The 16,852-nt window shown below is 60.1% G+C and carries 16 protein-coding genes; 2 read left to right on the top strand and 14 right to left on the bottom strand.

Going from position 1 to position 16,852, the window contains the following annotated elements; translation table 11 throughout:
• Positions 1-35 precede the first annotated feature (35 nt).
• From ACV8MC_RS24835 to minC, 9 genes are all read right to left on the bottom strand, one after another.
• On the bottom strand, positions 36-2,192 hold the full coding sequence (locus ACV8MC_RS24835) for a mechanosensitive ion channel family protein (RefSeq protein WP_457263882.1): 2,157 nt from the start codon (positions 2,190-2,192) through the stop codon (positions 36-38).
• 74 nt (positions 2,193-2,266) lie between these two features.
• Entirely contained in the window at positions 2,267-2,443 is a 177-nt protein-coding gene (locus ACV8MC_RS24830) for a hypothetical protein (RefSeq protein ID WP_016773747.1), read from the bottom strand.
• Positions 2,444-2,635: 192 nt separating this feature from the next.
• Entirely contained in the window at positions 2,636-3,925 is a 1,290-nt protein-coding gene (locus ACV8MC_RS24825) for a M18 family aminopeptidase (RefSeq protein ID WP_457263880.1), read from the bottom strand.
• 78 nt (positions 3,926-4,003) lie between these two features.
• Entirely contained in the window at positions 4,004-5,098 is a 1,095-nt protein-coding gene (locus tag ACV8MC_RS24820) for a hypothetical protein (RefSeq protein ID WP_457263878.1), read from the bottom strand.
• A 93-nt stretch (positions 5,099-5,191) separates the two neighbouring features.
• Positions 5,192-6,034 (bottom strand): protein kinase family protein, encoded by an 843-nt coding sequence (locus ACV8MC_RS24815; protein WP_056784015.1) that lies wholly within the window; start codon positions 6,032-6,034, stop codon positions 5,192-5,194.
• A 152-nt stretch (positions 6,035-6,186) separates the two neighbouring features.
• Positions 6,187-6,822, bottom strand: a complete 636-nt coding sequence (locus tag ACV8MC_RS24810) for an RluA family pseudouridine synthase (protein WP_024012204.1) — start codon at positions 6,820-6,822, stop codon at positions 6,187-6,189.
• A gap of 169 nt (positions 6,823-6,991) precedes the next feature.
• Positions 6,992-7,246, bottom strand: a complete 255-nt coding sequence (gene minE / locus ACV8MC_RS24805; RefSeq protein WP_003223146.1) for a cell division topological specificity factor MinE — start codon at positions 7,244-7,246, stop codon at positions 6,992-6,994.
• Complete coding sequence (gene minD / locus ACV8MC_RS24800) at positions 7,246-8,058, bottom strand: septum site-determining protein MinD (RefSeq protein ID WP_056784017.1); 813 nt, start codon at positions 8,056-8,058, stop codon at positions 7,246-7,248. The genes minE and minD overlap by 1 nt, the downstream gene beginning before the upstream one ends.
• Before the next feature lie 169 nt (positions 8,059-8,227).
• Positions 8,228-8,965 (bottom strand): septum site-determining protein MinC, encoded by a 738-nt coding sequence (gene minC, locus ACV8MC_RS24795; protein ID WP_041479318.1) that lies wholly within the window; start codon positions 8,963-8,965, stop codon positions 8,228-8,230.
• Positions 8,966-9,082: 117 nt separating this feature from the next.
• Here minC and ACV8MC_RS24790 point away from each other — a divergent pair, with 117 nt between their 5' ends.
• A complete protein-coding gene (locus ACV8MC_RS24790; protein ID WP_041479319.1) occupies positions 9,083-10,015 on the top strand; it encodes a lipid A biosynthesis lauroyl acyltransferase in 933 nt (310 codons plus the stop codon).
• A gap of 35 nt (positions 10,016-10,050) precedes the next feature.
• Complete coding sequence (locus tag ACV8MC_RS24785) at positions 10,051-11,223, top strand: patatin-like phospholipase family protein (RefSeq protein ID WP_457263875.1); 1,173 nt, start codon at positions 10,051-10,053, stop codon at positions 11,221-11,223.
• Positions 11,224-11,314: 91 nt separating this feature from the next.
• Here the strand turns inward: ACV8MC_RS24785 and ACV8MC_RS24780 are convergent, their stop codons facing one another.
• The 5 genes from ACV8MC_RS24780 to ACV8MC_RS24760 form a co-directional block, all read right to left on the bottom strand.
• On the bottom strand, positions 11,315-12,100 hold the full coding sequence (locus tag ACV8MC_RS24780; RefSeq protein ID WP_056784020.1) for an outer membrane protein OmpK: 786 nt from the start codon (positions 12,098-12,100) through the stop codon (positions 11,315-11,317).
• A 371-nt stretch (positions 12,101-12,471) separates the two neighbouring features.
• Positions 12,472-13,257, bottom strand: coding sequence for an outer membrane protein OmpK (locus ACV8MC_RS24775; RefSeq protein ID WP_457263873.1), 786 nt, complete (start codon positions 13,255-13,257; stop codon positions 12,472-12,474).
• A gap of 162 nt (positions 13,258-13,419) precedes the next feature.
• Positions 13,420-14,772: a nucleobase:cation symporter-2 family protein gene (locus ACV8MC_RS24770; protein ID WP_252877736.1), complete on the bottom strand. Its 1,353-nt coding sequence runs from the start codon at positions 14,770-14,772 to the stop codon at positions 13,420-13,422.
• Between the two features lie 168 nt (positions 14,773-14,940).
• Positions 14,941-16,254 (bottom strand): urate hydroxylase PuuD, encoded by a 1,314-nt coding sequence (locus ACV8MC_RS24765; RefSeq protein WP_236169474.1) that lies wholly within the window; start codon positions 16,252-16,254, stop codon positions 14,941-14,943.
• Between the two features lie 51 nt (positions 16,255-16,305).
• The gene (locus tag ACV8MC_RS24760) at positions 16,306-16,809 is read right to left on the bottom strand and encodes an ureidoglycolate lyase (protein ID WP_016773758.1); all 504 of its coding nucleotides are present in this window, start codon (positions 16,807-16,809) and stop codon (positions 16,306-16,308) included.
• Positions 16,810-16,852 lie beyond the last annotated feature (43 nt).

Raw genomic sequence — 16,852 nt, 5'->3', positions numbered from 1 at the left:
ATTGGTATTACCTGCCAATAGGGGGCCATCTCTGTTCAGCTTTCCTTTTTGATTTCCACCCCAGGCGTAATCACCTGCACACTCATCCTTGGCGTCGCCAGATCCAGCCCCGCCTCATCCAGTTGCCTTTTCAGCGACAAATTGAACGCCCGGGAAACTTCCCACTGCTTGATCGGCGCAGTCTTGAACCGTGCGCGCAGAATCGCGCTGCCGGACTCGAAACTTTCCACACCCTGAATCTCCAGCGGCGACCAAATATTGCGGCGCTGCAACGGATCGCTGCGCATCTTCTGGCCGACGTCGCGCATCAGTTTGATCGCGTCGTCGATTTCCATGTTGTATGGCACGGCGACGCGGAAGATCGCGTAGCCGAATTCCCGCGAGTAGTTCTTGATGCTTTTGATTTCGCTGAACGGGATGGTATGGACGATGCCGTCGATGTCGCGCAGGCGTACGGTGCGGATGGTCAGACCTTCGACGGTGCCGAGGTGGCCGCCAACGTCGACGTAGTCGTCGATGGCCAGCGAGTCTTCGATGATGATGAACAGGCCGGTGATCAGGTCAGCGACCAGCGACTGCGCGCCGAAGCCGATGGCCAGACCGATCACGCCGGCACCGGCCAGCAGCGGTGTGACGTTCATGCCCATGTTCGCCAACGCGACGATCAGCGCGATGATGAAAATCGCCACGAACAGCACGTTGCGGATCAGCGGCATCATCGTCTGCGCCCGTGCATTCGCCAGGCCTTTGCGCGAGCGGGTGAGGGCGTGGTGCACGGCGGTGTCGGCGAGGATCCAGATCAGCCAGGAGAAAATCAGCGTGCCGATCAGGCTGAACAGTTTGACGCTGATGTCATGGCCATCGCCTTCGGCGAACGCGATCAGCGAATGGCCCCAGACGCGCAGGCCCAGTTCGATGAAGATCAGCCACACCAGCAAATGCGTCAGGGTGTAGAAGAAGTTTTTCAGTCGCTCCGAATACAGCGCATGGCGTTTCGGCCCGCGTTGCGGTTTCAGCGAATGGCGGCGCACGAGGCCGTTGATCACCATGCACAACACCAGCAGCACCGTGCAGATCAGCGACTGGCGCAGCGCGGTGCTGGTGTCGCCGGCGGAGACAAACGTGGCGAACAGCGAGATGCCGACCAGCACCAGTGCCGGCACGTACCAGAAGGTGCCGAGGATCTCGATGGTGTCGCTGAGGGCGCGGCGGGTCAGGCGGCGTGACAGCGGTTGGTTGCGGATCAGGTGCGCGATCGGTCGGCGGAATCGCAGGATGAACAGGCCGGTCGACAGCGCAGCGAGGACATTGGCCGTGGTCGCGGCGGTGTGCGCCAGATGTACGCCCAGGCTCTCGACCAGACGCGGATCGCTCAGCGCTTCACCAAACGCGGCGAAGCTGCCGATCAGCCACAGCGGCCGAAACGCCTGATGACGCAGGATGTACAGCGCGCGATGGCGGTGCGGGCCGTCGAGCAGGGAGAAGGCGATCACGCAGATCGCCGAGAAACAGGTGCCGACCACCAAGGCATAGGCCAGCACCATCGCCAGGCTTTTGCCCAGGGAAGACGGCAGCACGTAGCTCATGTACACCGTCATTACCAACGCGATCAGCCACGGCCCGAGCTTGCGCAGGGCAAAGCGCAGCATGTCGAGGGCCTTGGGGTGTTGCGGCAGTTCTTCGGTGAGGCCGAAGCGCAGACGCACGCGGTGGCTGAGCCAGATCAGCGCGGCGGCGAGCAGGCTCCAGACCATCAGGATCACTGCGAAACCGAAGATGATCGGCAGCCATTCATTGGCCGGCAGCAGCTTGCTGGTCAGTTCGTCCTTGGCCAGATCGAATTCGTTGGACCAGCGGGTAATCGGGCTGTCGGCGCCGGAAAACTGCTTTTCGAAGTTGGCGAGGGTGCCGCCGATCAGGCCCAGCACGCCTTCTTCGGGGGTGGCCTGCGCTTTTTTCGTGGCGTCGCGCAGCTTCTTCAGATCGCTGAGCAACTGCGCGCGTTGCTTGTCGTTTTCCAGCGACTTGATCACTTCGTCCAGCGACTGGCCAAGGGGTTCTACGGCTTCAGGCTGCGGTTTGGAAGTGTTGAGCAGGCCGGGCAAACCGACCGCCTGGACGGGCGCCAGCGGCAGCAGCGTCATCAGGCAGACAAGCAGCAGACCGGGCAAAGCAAAAAGACGAGCGAACACCAGAAGACAACCTCGCGATAGGCGGATGCGCTGGAGTGTACGAGGCCCTTTGGCTCAATGCGAGCCGGGCGCGGTCATTCGTTGAGTTTGGCGAGGATCTTGTAGACCACCGTGGCGAGGATCATCAGCATACCGATCCACATGGCGAACACCCCGGCGTTCTTGTCGCGGAAGTTGAAGCCGATGGCCAGCAGGATCATTCCGCTGAGGATGGGAATGAGCATGGCGTGGAAGGAGGACATCGAGATCATGAAGACTGCCTTGTCTGTGGGGGATGTTTGCAGTCTAGGCGGGTTTTCGAGGCGGGGTGTGATGTGGCTCAGGAATGCATCAGGCCGGGAGGATTCTGCTGTCTGCACAGGCGATTTCGCGAGCAGGCTCGCTCCCACAGGTGAATGGCATTCCATTGTGGGAGCGAGCCTGCTCGCGAAGCTTGTCAGCCGTTACGGCAATTCACGGCTGGCATAGAACGCACTGAGCACTTTCACCAGATGCGCCAGGTCATGGCTGCCGCACAGCTCGCGAATCGAATGCATGGCGAAGGTCGGCAGGCCGATGTCTACGGTGCGCACGCCCAGATGGCTGGCGGTGATCGGGCCGATGGTCGAGCCGCAGCCCATGTCGCTGCGCACCACGAAGCTTTGCACCGGGACTTCTTCGGCCATGCACAGGTGGCGGAAGAAACCGGCGGTTTCGCTGTTGGTGGCGTAGCGCTGGTTGCTGTTGACCTTGATCACCGGGCCGGCGTTGAGTTTCGGGCCGTGGTTGGCGTCGTGCTTGTCCGCGTAGTTGGGATGCACGCCGTGGGCGTTGTCGGCGGAGACCAGCAGGGATTTCTGAATAGTGCGCACGAACTCGTCGCCTTCTGGCAGCAGGCGGCGCAGAGTCTGTTCGAGCATCGGGCCGTCGGCACCGCACGCCGAGCACGAGCCGACTTCTTCGTGGTCGTTACAGACCAGCACGCAGGTCTCGTCGGTTTCGGCGTTGAGCAACGCTTGCAGGCCGGCGTAGCACGACAGCAGGTTGTCCAGACGCGCACCGGCAATGAAATCGCCGTTCAGGCCGATCACCGCAGCGCTTTGCGTGTCGTAGAAACTCAGCTCGTAATCCAGCACCACGTCGGCGTTCAAACCGTGTTCGCGGGCCAGTTGGTCGGTGAGCACGGCGCGGAAATCGACGCGCTCGTCACCGGCGAATTGCGCCAGGATCGGCGGTAGTTCGGTCTGCGCGTTGATCGCCCAGCCCTGGTTGGCTTCACGGTTGAGGTGAATGGCCAGGTTGGGAATGATCGCGATGGGTGCCTTGAAGTCGATCAACTGACTCTCGACCTTGCCGTCACGGCGGAAGGTCACGCGGCCGGCCAGCGACAGATCGCGGTCGAACCATGGCGCCAGCAGCGCGCCGCCGTAGACTTCGACGCCCAGTTGCCAGAAGCCCTGACGTTGCAGTTCCGGTTGCGGCTTGACCCGCAGGCACGGGCTGTCGGTGTGCGCGCCGACCAGACGGATACCGTCGTGCAGTGGCGAGTTGCGGCCCATTTTGATCGCGACGATCGAGGAGTCGTTACGGGTAACGTAATAGCGGCCGTTGGCCTCGGTGGACCATGGCTCGCGCTCGTCGAGGCGCACATAACCGGCGGCCTCCAGACGCTGAACGAGGCTGGCGGTGGCGTGGAACGGGGTAGGGGAGGCCTTGAGAAAGTCGATCAGGCCCTGGTTCAACTCTGCGCGCATAAGAAACTCCAGACAGCAATGGGCGGCAGTTTAACGCATCACTCAGCGCCATTGGGCAAGTGGTTTGCGCAAGCACGCTCAGGAGTGCTGATCGATGCGCTTGCGCAGGTAGGCAATGATGGCTTGTTGATCATCCTTTCTGGCGGGTTTCGGCAGGTGCTTCGGCCAGCCCTTGCCGCTGCCGAAGAAGGCCTTTTGCGTGACGCTGTCCCAACGCAGGATTTCCCGCGACGCCGATTCCCACCATTCGTGACGGCAGATCTCGTAATACGGGTGGGCAGGTGCAGCACTGCCGAACAGCAACGCCCGGCCGACTTTCTTCATGCCGCCGCGCTTTTTGCGCAGCTTCCACTTGATGCGCAGACGGTCCCAGGTTGAGGGAACGGGTTTGCTGCGCGGAACCTCGTTGCACAGCTCTGGCAGTTCGAGGTGGAAGGCCTCGCCGTAGCGGGCGAAAAAATGTTTCTGCATGGCGTGGAAGAAGTTCTTGTCGGCGAAGTAGTGATAGATGAATTTCTTCGCTTCCTGGATCGGCTGGTCGCGCATGGCAAAAGACAGTGCAATCTGTTCGATCGTATGGATGTCGAACGATCCCTGCGTCCACTCATCGATCAGCCGGACCGATTTCTCCAGCAGCGCTGCATCGCCATCGGTGACGCCGCACAAGCCGCTGTTGTAGAGTTTGAAGCTGTTCGTCGACGAGATGCCGTGGACTTGCAGGCAGCGCGCGAGTTTTTCGTAGTCCGCCCGGTTACAGACGTAACTCCAGTCATATTCGAAGCGGTCCATCACGTAACGGCCGGGCGTGATCATGCTGAACAACCGGTGCGGCGAATCGAGAAACAGCGTGTCGGTGTCGACGAACAGGGTTTTTTCGGCGAGTGTCAGGCCCAGCGCAATGGCGCACGCTTTGCGGCGGTGATGGTAGCCGTTCTCGCCCTGCCACTGGATCAGGGTCTGCTCGCTCAAAGGGACGGTATCGACCGGCCAGCCGGCATAGTCCTGCGGACGATCGGTCAGGACTCGGATGCACAATGATTCACCTGGCTGCAGTTGTGCCAGGGCGGTGAGGATGCTGAATTTCGCCTCGCGCCGATAAACGTCTTTTTCGCCATAGATCAGGTAGAGCAGCTGGTGCGGTACTTTTTCCAGGGGGGGGAAGGCTTCGCGCATAAGCGGCTCCATACGGCGGGGGCGCGAGTTTACCGTATTGCTCCGCTGATTTGCAGGCCGGACACTTGCTTCAAAGTGTTGCCAGGGAGGGCGTCAACCAGTGATCAATCTGCCAGAGAGGAAGACTTCACGGCGTTGCTTGCGACCGACGTATTCATGTTTGCTCAACTGATAGACAGCCTCGAACCTGTCTCTCGATAAGCCAGGCAGTGCACTGAGGTATTGATCTACCAGGCGATCGTAGGCGGCTTCGGTGATGAATTTGTAGATATCCCGACGATAGAAGAAGCCGAGTTGAAAACCGAGTGTTTCACTTGCGTGCGCGGTCGGGCCTGCGAAGCAGTTTTCAAAGTCGATGGCTTTGAGTGGCCTTTGCGTTTGCTCGGGCACCATGATGTTGCCCACCCAGAAATCCATGTGGGTGATGTTCTTGCTGGCGAGCGAGCTGAGCAGTTGAAACGCGTCGAGGATAAAGGCTTCGATGTTTTCGGGATTGCGTCTGATGCACTCGGCCCCATCCATATGGCCTTCGAGCAGGTGAGTCAGCAGGAAGAACTCCTCGGTCAGGCCGAGTCTGCTGCGGGTATAGCCATAGCCCTTCAGTGGAGGCATCTCCACGCCCCGGCGCTGAGCTTCGAGGGAATTCATCAGCTCTTCGAGAGGCCAGTCGAAGCGCCCGTTGCGTTGCGGTTTGTTCAGGCTCACCCGCACCTTTGCCTTGAACGTGTCCAATGGCTGGACCTTGGCAAATAGTGGTGTTTCACAGGACGATAACGGTGCGCTGGCCCGGGTCAGTTTGTGCGCGCGGCGTTTTTTAATGAGCTGCTCCAGGGCCTGGCGTGCCTGGATGCTGGGTGCTTCGCTCAAGTGCAGGGTCGTGTTACCGAATGCGTAGATGATCGGGTATTCGGATTGAAGTGTTTTGCTGCAGAACACGGGAAAGGCCTCCTGCCTGATATCGAAGTGCCATGATTTTATATTTGATTACAATTTTATGACAGTTCTTTACGTCAATCTATTGCCGGTGGATTTTTGGCAGGACAAAAAAAGCCCTTCATTGCGAAGGGCTTTTAAAGTATTCACGCAATTCAGAACGGAGCCGGGCACTCGAAGCGCAGGCGCTCGCCGGTCTGCGGATGAGTGAAGCTGAGCATGCTCGCGTGCAGGCACAGACGCGGCCAGGCCGCCAGCGCTTGCTCGTGGGCGTAGAGTCCGTCACCGAGCAACGGATGGCCGATCGACAACATGTGCACGCGCAATTGATGCGAGCGGCCGGTAATCGGTGTCAGTTCGACACGGCACCAGTCGCCGCAACGTTCCAGCACCTTCCAGAAGGTCAGCGCGTGTTTGCCGAATTCGTGATCGACCACGTGTCGCGGCTTGGTCGGTGGGTCGTAGCGCAGGGGCAGATCGATGCTGCCGCTGTCCAGCTCAGGCTGACCCCAGGCCAAAGCGGTGTAGGCTTTTTCGGTTTCGCGGTCGTGAAACTGCCGCGACAGTTCGCGATGAGTGTCGGCGTCACGGGCCAGCAGGATGATGCCGGAGGTTTCCCAGTCCAGGCGATGAACGATGCGCGCTTCCGGGTAGCCGTTTTCCTGCAAGCGGGTAATCAGGCAGTCCTTGTTGTCGTCAGCGCGACCGGGCACCGAGAGCAGCAGGGTCGGTTTGTCGACCACCAGTACGGCGGCGTCCTCATGGATGATGCGGATGTTGGACAGCGGCATTAAAACAGCCTCGTAACAAATGCCAACGGCGGCTCGGGACTGCTGATAACTCTGTAGGAGCTGCCGAAGGCTGCGATCTTTTGACTTTGAAGATCAAAAGATCGCAGCCTTCGGCAGCTCCTACACGAGCATCAACAGCCCGAGCCGCCGTAGCGACTGCCAAATCGACTCAGCGATCGGGCAGGGTGATGTTGAGTTCCAGAATCGAGCAACTGCCCTGGCTTTCCAGTGCAACATGTACGTCGTCGTTGCCGATGTTGACGTACTTGCGGATCACGTCGACCAGTTCCTTCTGCAAGGCTGGCAGGTAATCCGGCGTGCTGCGCTGGCCGCGCTCATGCGCCACGATGATCTGTAGACGCTCTTTCGCTACCGAGGCGGTACTTGGCTTTTTGTTGGCACGAAAGAAGTCAAAAAGGTTCATTACCTACCTCCAAACAGGCGCTCGAAGAATCCCTTCTTCTCGACATCGAGGAATCGGTGGGCTTTTTCTTTGCCCAGCAGGCGGTCGACGGTATCGCTGTAAGCCTGACCGGCATCGCTCTGGTCGTCGAGAATCACTGGCACGCCCTGGTTGGAAGCCTTGAGTACCGCCTGGGATTCCGGGATGACGCCGAGCAGGGTCACCGAGAGGATCTCCTTGACGTCTTCAACGCCAAGCATCTCGCCCTTCTCGACACGCTCCGGGTGGTAGCGAGTGATCAGCAGGTGTTCCTTGATCGGCTCTTCGCCCCGTTCGGCGCGGCGCGATTTGCTCGCCAGCAGGCCGAGCATGCGGTCCGAGTCACGTACCGAGGAGACTTCCGGGTTGGTCACGACGATCGCTTCATCGGCGAAATACATGGCCAGGTGCGCACCTTTCTCGATGCCCGCCGGGGAGTCGCAGACGACGAACTCGAATTGTTCCTTGAGCTCCATCAGGACTTTTTCCACGCCTTCGACGGTCAGCGCGTCTTTGTCGCGGGTCTGGCTGGCCGCCAGCACGTAGAGGTTTTCCAGGCGCTTGTCTTTGATCAGTGCCTGTTGCAGGTTGGCTTCGCCGTTTACCACGTTGACGAAGTCATACACCACGCGGCGCTCGCAACCCATGATCAGGTCGAGGTTACGCAAGCCCACGTCGAAGTCGACGATCACTGTTTTGTGGCCGCGCAGAGCGAGACCGGTACCGATAGCGGCGCTGGTGGTGGTCTTACCCACACCACCCTTGCCGGATGTAACCACGAGAATCTTGGCCAAGGTGTTTCACCCCTAAGGAAGAAGGACTGTTCAGCCCCTGAAAAACATCTCTTGAAAACTACTGCAGTCGGACAGCCTTGGCTGGAATTTGGCTTTGAGCCTTTTTCCTACTTCGTTTGAGCCGTTTTCGCTACGTTTTAGAGATGCTTGGAAAATGCGGCAGTATCCGTTAAAGCCGAATGATGTTCAACACGTCGCCTGACAGGCTGACCTGGACGCCCGAGCCCCACATCGGATCACGACGCAAATCCTCGGAGACCTTGTAATGACCGGCGATGGAGATCAGTTCAGCGCTCAATTGCTGACAGAAAATCCGTGCCTTGGTGTCACCTTTGACGCCGGCCAGCGCACGGCCGCGCATCGGGCCGTATACATGGATGTTGCCATCGGCGAGAAGTTCCGCCCCCGGACTGACCGATGAGACCACGACCAGATCGCCACCCTGGGCATATATCTGCTGGCCACCACGTACTGGCGTGGTGATTACGCGGGTCGGTTTGACGGTCGGCTCAGGTGGCTTTTCCGGCTTCTTTTTGACTTCGGCTTCCGGCGTCTCCAGCGGACGCTCGCGGGCGCCGGAGGGCGGTAGCACGGGGATGTCGATGGCGATGGCGGCGGCGATGTCTTCGATGCGGCTGGCACGAATGGCCAGGGTACGCAGACCGTGCTGACGGCAGACGCGCATCAGCCCCGGCAGGTCAACCGCGCCCTGGTTCGGCGGCAGTTTGTCCAGCGCCAGAACCAGCGGTGCATTGCTGAAAAAATTCGGCGCCTGGGCGACTTTGGCGGCCAATTGCCGATCGAGGCTTTCGAGGTCGTTACGGGCCAGTTCCAGCACAGTGATGGCCAGCATGCTGCCCTTGAGCTGGAATACGGGATCTTGGTCTAACGGGTCGGTTTGGCTCATGTCGGCATACAACGGCTTGTCACTAAAAGTGCCGAGACTTATAACGAGAACGCCCGCGAGCCGCAAGCCGGGTCGAACGATGTAGAATGCGCGGCCACTGTATTTACGGAAGCTTTAATGGATCGCCCGCGTTTTCGAAAAGCATATCTTGCTCCGCGCTTCTGGCCGCTCTGGTGCGGCCTGGGGCTTTTGTGGCTGATCGTGCAGTTGCCGTATCCGGCGCTGCTGACCATCGGTCGAGTTTTGGGCGCGTTGATGTATCGCGTTGCCAGCGACCGGCGAACCATCGCCCGGCGCAATCTTGAGTTGTGCTTCCCGGAAAAATCCGCCGCTGAGCGCAAACGCCTGCTCAAGGAAAACTTCGCCTCCACCGGCATCGCCTTCTTCGAGATGGCGATGAGCTGGTGGTGGTCGCGCGAGCGTCTGGCGAAACTGGCCCACGTCGAAGGCCTTGAACATCTGCAGAAAGCCCAGCGCGAAGGCAAAGGCGTGATTCTCATGGCCGCACATTTCACCACCCTGGAAATCGGTGCGGCGCTGCTCGGCCAGCAGCACACCATCGACGGCATGTACCGCGAACACAAAAACCCCTTGTTCGACTTCGTCCAGCGCCGTGGCCGCGAGCGGCACAATCTCGATTCGCTGGCGGTGGAGCGCGATGACGTGCGCGGCATGCTCAAACTGCTGCGCTCGGGGCGGGCGATCTGGTATGCGCCGGATCAGGATTACGGCGCCAAGCAGAGCATCTTCGTGCCGCTGTTCGGCATTCAGGCCGCCACCGTCACTGCGACGACCAAGTTTGCACGGCTGGGCAAAGCGCTGGTGGTGCCGTTCACTCAGGAACGTCTGGCCGACGGCAGTGGTTATCGCCTGGTGATCCATCCGCCGCTGGAAGACTTCCCCGGCGAGAGCGAGGAGGCCGATTGCATCCGCATCAATCAGTGGGTCGAGAGTGCTTTGCGTGCCTGCCCCGAGCAGTATCTGTGGGCGCATCGGCGCTTCAAGAGTCGCCCACCGGGCGAGCCGAAGCTTTATCCCAAGCGTCGTTGATTCACCCGTACTGACAAGCACTGTGGAGTGTTGCGATGAGTCCTGCTGAACCGGTCACAGGTTTGATTCTTTCCGGCGGCGGGGCTCGGGCGGCTTATCAGGTCGGGGTGCTGGCGGCGATTGCCGAGTTGCTGCCGGTCGGTGCGGACAATCCGTTTCCGGTGATCGTCGGCACCTCGGCCGGGGCGATCAATGCGGTCAGCCTGGCCAGTGGCGCCACGGATTTTCGCGCCGCCATCGAACGCCTGACCCAGTTCTGGCAGGGCTTTCGCAGCCACCGCGTGTTGCGCAGCGACTGGCCTGGAGTCATCCATCAAGCCAGCCGCTTCGTCAGCCACAGCCTGCTCGGTCTCGGTCGACAGATGCCGGTGGCGCTGCTCAACAGTTCGCCGCTGCGCGAACTGCTCGAGGAAAAACTGCACCTGCCCGGCATCGCCGAATCCATCGCGCGCAAGCAATTGCATGCGGTGGCGGTGACCGCGTTCGGCTACGAGTCGGGGCAAGCGGTGACGTTCTATCAGGGCGGCGGCACCATCGACGCCTGGCTGCGGCACCGCCGCATTGGCGTGCCGACGCAATTGTCGGTCGATCACCTGTTGGCCAGTTCGGCGATCCCGCTGTTGTTCGCGCCGGTGAAAATCGGCGAGGAATATTTCGGTGACGGCGCAGTACGCCAGTCGGCGCCGATCAGCCCGGCGCTGCATCTGGGTGCCAGTCGCGTGCTGGTGGTGGGCGTCAGCGGCAACCCGCGCGGCGTTGATCCGCAGCAGCCGCTGGAGCGCGCCTACAGCGGCCAGCAACCGACGCTGGCGCAGATCGGCGGGCACATGCTCAACAGCACGTTTATCGACAGCCTGGAAAGCGATATCGAGTTGCTGCAGCGTCTGAATCAGTTCAGTCATTTGCTCCCGGCCGGCACACCCACTCGTGCACTGGGTGTGGCGCCGGTGGAGGTGCTGGTGATTGCCCCAAGTCAGCCGATCGACGAAATCGCCGCGCGGCATCGCCAGGAGCTGCCAGCGGCGTTGCGCCTGTTTCTGCGCGGGCCGGGCGCGACGAAGACGAGCGGGGCGGGGGTGCTCAGTTACCTGCTGTTCGAGGCGGGGTATTGCAGCGAGTTGATCGAGTTGGGGCGGCGGGATGCGTTGGCCAAGCGTGAGGAGCTGTGCCGGTTTTTGCGGATTTCCGAAGCCGTAGTTCCCGCCTGAAATCTGCGGTGAGGCCTTCGCGAGCAGGCTCGCTCCCACATTGGAACTCGGTCTGAATGTGGGAGCGAGCCTGCTCGCGAAGCTTTTAGGGTCAGAAGTGGAACTTGACCAGGAAGCTCGTGGTGCTCTGATCGGTCTTGAAGTACTGGCTGTCCTTGATCCCGTACTTGTCCGACCAGTAGTCGTACTCGACACCGACATACAACTGCTTCTCGCCGAAATTCAGCGCCTTGCCCAGGTCGTATTTGACCTGCGGGTTGAAGTGCAGGTTGGCGTGGTAGTCGCCCTTGGAATTGGAGTCGTTGTCGACCACCCAGTCCATGAAACCGTCGATGAGGATGTTCGATTTGCCCACCGGGATGGTGTAGGACCACACCGGGGTGATCTGCCAGACATTGTCACCGGCGCGTGCGCCCTGGGTGTGACGCTGGTAGAAGTTCAGCTGGAAGTAATCGAAGCCCGGAATCGCCAGGTCGAAGCCCGGACCGATCAGGTACGACTCGGTATCGCCTTCACCGAACTCGTAGGTCATGGCCAGCAGCACGTCAGTCACCGGACCAAAGGCCAGTTTCTGATCGAAGATCTTGCCGAATGACAGGCGCGGGCTGAGCTCGCCGTAGTAGGTGTTGGAGCCGACGCCGCCATCATCCTTGCCGTTGTAGAAGATCTTGTCGATGAACAGGAAGTTGTCCCCATACTTCCAGGCATCGGCGTGCTCGAAGGTCACGGTCTGCTGAATGCGCGGGTTGACCTGGAAGTCCTTGCCATACAGGTAGGTCAGGCTGTTGTTCTGCCACTGCAGCAGGCCTTCGGCCATCGCCTGGCCGCCGGCGAACATCGATCCGGCCAGCATCAGGCTGGTGCACATACGTTTCATTCGGTTGCTCCCAAAGTAGGTGTTCCACGTTATTTTTTTAAGATCGGCGCTCTGATGTGGCGCCTTTTTTCGTACCGCAAATTTCATCCGATCGGTCAGCTTTGAATGCTGGTAGCAAAAGCTGCGCCAAGGCTTTTGAAAAACCAAAAAACGCCCGTTCGGCTGCTGAAAAACAGTCGACGAGCGTGTTTTCGGGATGCCTCAGGACTGACCGCAGCCGGGATAAGTTGGCTTTTCGGTCAGAAATTGAATTCAGGCTTTTTTTTAGAGCGAATTCGGAAGGCCGCGGAGAATACTGACTCCTCGGCCAACGCTCAAGTGCCCCGCAACAGAGCACCGACGGCAGGCATGGCGCACGGTTGCGGGCCATCTCAGAAGTGCACCTTCAGCAGCAGGCTGGCGGTGTTCTGGTTGGTATCGAACGCGTGGCTGTTTTCGATGCCGTATTTGTTCTTCCAGTAGCTGTACTCGGTGCCGACGTACAGCTGTTTCTGGTTCCAGCCCATGGCTTTGCCGAGGTCGTATTTGATCTGCGGATTGATGTGCAGGTTGGCGTGGTAGGTGCCGCGCGAGTTTTCGTCGTTGTCGACGACCCAGTCGAGGTAGCCGTCGATCAGCACATCGGAATTGCCCAACGGAAAGCTGTAGGACCATGCGGGGGTGATCTGCCAGACACCATCGCCGGGCCGCGGGCCTTCGGTCTGGCGGCGGAAAATGTTCAGGGTGACGTAGTTGAAGCCGGGCACTTTCAGGTCGAAGCCGGGGCCGATCAGATAGGCCTCGCTTTCGCCTTCGCCGTACTCGTAGGTCATCGCCAACAGCACATCCTTGATCGGGCCGAACTCGATCTTGCGGTCGAGGATCTTGCCGAAGGAAAAGCGCGGGGTGAACTCGCCGTAGAAAGTATGCGGCCCTTTGTTCGGGTCTTCCTTGCCGTTGTAGAAGATCTTGTCGACGAACAGAAAGTTGTCGCCGTACTTCCACTTGTCGGCGTGCTCGAAGGTGACCGTCTGCTGATACGAGGGGTTGATCGCGAAATTCTTGCCGTACAGATAGCTGAGGCTGTTGCTCTGCCACAGCAGCAGATCGCCGGCCATGGCCTGACTCGCGGCCAGCAGGCCGCCACTCAACAGAACGTTGCTTTGCGTGCGGATCATCTGTTGCTCCCTGTTGTTTTTATTGTTTGAGGCACAAGCAGTTGCGTAGTCCCTGTGGGAGCGAGCCTGCTCGCGAAGCGGTTGTGTCAGTCGCCATCAATGTTGAATGACACAGCGCTTTCGCGAGCAGGCTCGCTCCCACAGGTGGTGTGGTGGTTTCAATCAGTGCGCATGGCAATCGTTGATCGCCGTACGCTCCTTGCCGCCGAGGATGTTGAACAGCAGGTTCAAGGTCAGCGCGCTGAGGGTGGCCATGGCGATGCCGCTGTGGGTGATCGGGCTCATCCACATGGGCAAGTGGGCGAAGAATTCCGGACGCACCACCGGGATCAGGCCCATGCCGATGCTTACCGCGACCAGCAACTGATTGCGGCGGTCACCGATGTCGGCCTCTTGGAGGATCTTGATGCCAGTGGCCGCGACCATGCCGAACATCGCAATCGCCGCGCCGCCCAGCACCGCCGGTGGAATCGATGCCACCAGAAACGCCGCTTTCGGCAACAAGCTGAGGACGATCAGCAGGCCACCGGCAACGATGGTCACCGAACGGCAGCGCACGCCGGTCATCTGCACCAGGCCGATGTTCTGCGCGAACGAGGAGTGGGTGAAGGTGTTGAAGAAACCGGCGAAGAACGACGCGCCGGCATCGCACAACAAGCCACGACGGAGCATGCGCGGGCAGACTTCCTGGCCGGTGATCTTGCCCAGCGCGAGAAACATCCCGGTGGACTCGACGAAGATGATCACCACCACCAGACACATCGACAGAATCGGTGCCAGCTCGAATTTCGGCATGCCGAAATGCAGTGGGGTGACGAACTGAATCCACGGTGCGCTGGCCATGCCGCTGAGGTCGACCATGCCGATCACGCCGCACAGTACATAGCCCAGGCACATGCCGATCAGCACCGAAATATTGACCCAGAATCCGCGCATGAAGCGATGAACCAGCAGAATGGTCGCCAGCACCAGCGCAGCGATGGCCAGATAAATCGGCGAACCGAATTGCGCGGCGTCGACACCGCCACCGGCCCAGTTCACGGCCACGGGGAACAGCGATAAACCGATCGAGGTGATGACCGTGCCGGTCACCAGTGGCGGGAAGAAACGCACGACCTTGGACATGAACGGCGCGATCAGCATGCCGAAGAAACCGGCAGCTATCGTCGCACCGAAGATCCCTTGCAGACCGATGCCGGGCATGCCGGCCATGGCCACCATGCTGCCGACCGCAGCGAAACTGGCGCCCATCATCACCGGCATGCGAATGCCCATCGGGCCGATGCCGAGCGACTGCACGATGGTGGCGATGCCGGCGACCAGCAGGTCGGCGTTGATCAGGAAGGCGATTTCTTCACGACTCAGGCCAGCGGCCTGTCCAATGATCAGCGGCACCGCGATGGCACCGCCGTACATCAGCAGAACATGTTGCAGACCGACCAGGATCAGTTGCAAAAGGGGCAAACGCTGAATGGCGGGTGCGTCGGGGATGCGCGCTTTGGACAGCTCGGACATGCAACACCTCGGATCTTTTTTATTCTTGTGATTAACAGCTGCCGGGTTGCTTGCAGCTGTTTCTTTGCATCAGGCAGACCGCGGAGCGGCCATTCGCGGGCAAGCCCGCTCCCACACAGGCTATGCAAAACCCTGTGGGAGCTGGCTTGCCAGCGATGCTTTTAACGATTAATTGGTTTGTGCTCCCTGGGCAATCCAGGCACCGATCAGGTCACGTTCCTGCTGGGTCATCTGGGTGATGTTGCCCAGTGGCATGATCTGCGTGGTGATGGCTTGCGCCTGAATGCGCGCGGCGTTCTGGCGGATCTGCTCGGGGGTGTCGAACATCACACCGGCCGGGGCTGCGCTGAACAACGGGCTGGTCGGCTTGGACGAATGGCACACCGTGCAACGCTCTTGAATCACGTTGTGCACCTTGTCGAAACCGGGGCCGGCATTCGAGGCTTGCGCGGGTGCCGCCGCAGGGGCTGCGGGTGCCGCAGGTTGCGCCGCTTCGGCCGGTTTCGCGCCACCGCCCAGTGCCGTTTCCGGCAGCGGTTGGTACTCGATTTTCGCCGGTGCCTTGGCCACTTCAGGTGCGCTCGACATCGGCGCCGGGCCAGTGACGTAGGCCAGGCAGATCATGCCCACCGCTGCCACCGGCAGGGTCCAGGCAAACTTGTGGCTGTCGTGACGGGTGTTGAAGTAGTGACGCACCAATACCGCCAACACCGCGATCCCGGCGAGGATCAACCAGTTGTACTGGCTGCCGTAAGTGCTCGGGAAGTGGTTGCTGATCATGATGAACAGCACTGGCAGGGTGAAGTAGTTGTTGTGACGCGAACGCAGCAGACCCTTGGCCGGCAGGGCCGGATCCGGCGTGCGGTTCTCGGCAATCGCCGCGACCAGTGCCCGTTGCGCCGGCATGATGATGCGGAACACGTTGCCGACCATGATGGTGCCGATGATCGCGCCGACGTGCAGGTACGCACCCCGACCGCTGAACACTTTGCTGAAGCCATAGGCGGCGGCAATGATCAGCACGAACAGGATGAAGCCGAGCAGGGCGGGTTTCTTGCCCAGGGCCGAATCGCAGAGGAAGTCGTAGACAAACCAGCCGACGATCAGCGAGCCGATACCGATGGCCACGCCTTCAGGACCGCTGAGGCCACTGCCCGGTGCCACGAGGTAGAGCACCGGATTGGAGTAGAACACCACGCACAGCAGCGCGATCCCCGACATCCAGGTGAAGTAGGCTTCCCACTTGAACCAGTGCAGGTTGTCCGGCATGGACGGTGGGGCCAGTTTGTATTTTTCCAGGTGGTAGATGCCGCCGCCGTGGATCGCCCACAGATCACCGGCCAGACCGGTTTTCGGGTTGACGCGGTTGAGGTTGTTCTCCAGCCAGACGAAGTAGAACGACGCGCCGATCCAGGCCACGCCAGTGATCATGTGAACCCAGCGCACGCTCAGGTTCAGCCATTCCAACAGATGTGCTTCCACAGTCTTTACCTCTCGCCTGTCACTCTTGTTGTCGAGTGATCAGACCTTCTCTTATTGGTGGGGGGCGAGGATCAACCGCTCATCCTCTTTGAAAAAATGCTCATCGCAGTTATTGCCTGTGCCACTGCGATCAACCACCAGGAAGTCATCCCGCTTTTCGATCGTCAGCACCGGGTGGTGCCAAACGCCGCGATGGTAATTAATGCCCTGCCTGCCGTTGGTGACGAAGGCGCGGACCAAGCCTGATACAGGTTCATCGCCAACTGGCGCGACCACGATCAGAAAGGGGTTGCCGAGCAGCGGTATGAAAGCCTGGCTGCCCAGCGGATGGCGTTCCAGCATGCAAACGGTCAGCGGCATGTCCTGCGCGTCGGCGCGGAAAATGCTGATGATCGCGTTGTCCTCAGGCGTCGCGGTTTCGACCGTCGCCAGTTTGTGGAAGCGCATGGTCGAACCGTTGTTGATCATGAAGTGATCGCTGCCGTCGGTTTCGATCACGTCACCGAAAGGGGCGAAGGCTTCTTTGGTCAGCGGTTCAATCGTCAATGTGCGCATGCTGTTCTTCTTATCCGGATTCTGTGTTGTTAGATCTATCGCC

The organism is Pseudomonas sp. PK-RTE-24 (genome assembly GCF_054052265.1).
The sequence above is the reverse complement of the archived record's forward strand: the minus strand, read 5'-3'. Positions and strand labels throughout refer to the sequence as shown.

Bases quoted from the DNA above. Each gene is read 5' to 3' on its own strand.
- ACV8MC_RS24830 (WP_016773747.1), bottom strand. From the start codon at position 2,443: ATGATCTCGATGTCCTCCTTCCACGCCATGCTCATTCCCATCCTCAGC.
- ACV8MC_RS24825 (WP_457263880.1), bottom strand. From the start codon at position 3,925: ATGCGCGCAGAGTTGAACCAGGGCCTGATCGACTTTCTCAAGGCCTCC.
- ACV8MC_RS24820 (WP_457263878.1), bottom strand. From the start codon at position 5,098: ATGCGCGAAGCCTTCCCCCCCCTGGAAAAAGTACCGCACCAGCTGCTC.
- ACV8MC_RS24810 (WP_024012204.1), bottom strand. From the start codon at position 6,822: ATGCCGCTGTCCAACATCCGCATCATCCATGAGGACGCCGCCGTACTG.
- minE (WP_003223146.1), bottom strand. From the start codon at position 7,246: ATGAACCTTTTTGACTTCTTTCGTGCCAACAAAAAGCCAAGTACCGCC.
- minC (WP_041479318.1), bottom strand. From the start codon at position 8,965: ATGAGCCAAACCGACCCGTTAGACCAAGATCCCGTATTCCAGCTCAAG.
- ACV8MC_RS24790 (WP_041479319.1), top strand. From the start codon at position 9,083: ATGGATCGCCCGCGTTTTCGAAAAGCATATCTTGCTCCGCGCTTCTGG.
- ACV8MC_RS24785 (WP_457263875.1), top strand. From the start codon at position 10,051: ATGAGTCCTGCTGAACCGGTCACAGGTTTGATTCTTTCCGGCGGCGGG.
- ACV8MC_RS24780 (WP_056784020.1), bottom strand. From the start codon at position 12,100: ATGAAACGTATGTGCACCAGCCTGATGCTGGCCGGATCGATGTTCGCC.
- ACV8MC_RS24775 (WP_457263873.1), bottom strand. From the start codon at position 13,257: ATGATCCGCACGCAAAGCAACGTTCTGTTGAGTGGCGGCCTGCTGGCC.
- ACV8MC_RS24770 (WP_252877736.1), bottom strand. From the start codon at position 14,772: ATGTCCGAGCTGTCCAAAGCGCGCATCCCCGACGCACCCGCCATTCAG.
- ACV8MC_RS24760 (WP_016773758.1), bottom strand. From the start codon at position 16,809: ATGCGCACATTGACGATTGAACCGCTGACCAAAGAAGCCTTCGCCCCT.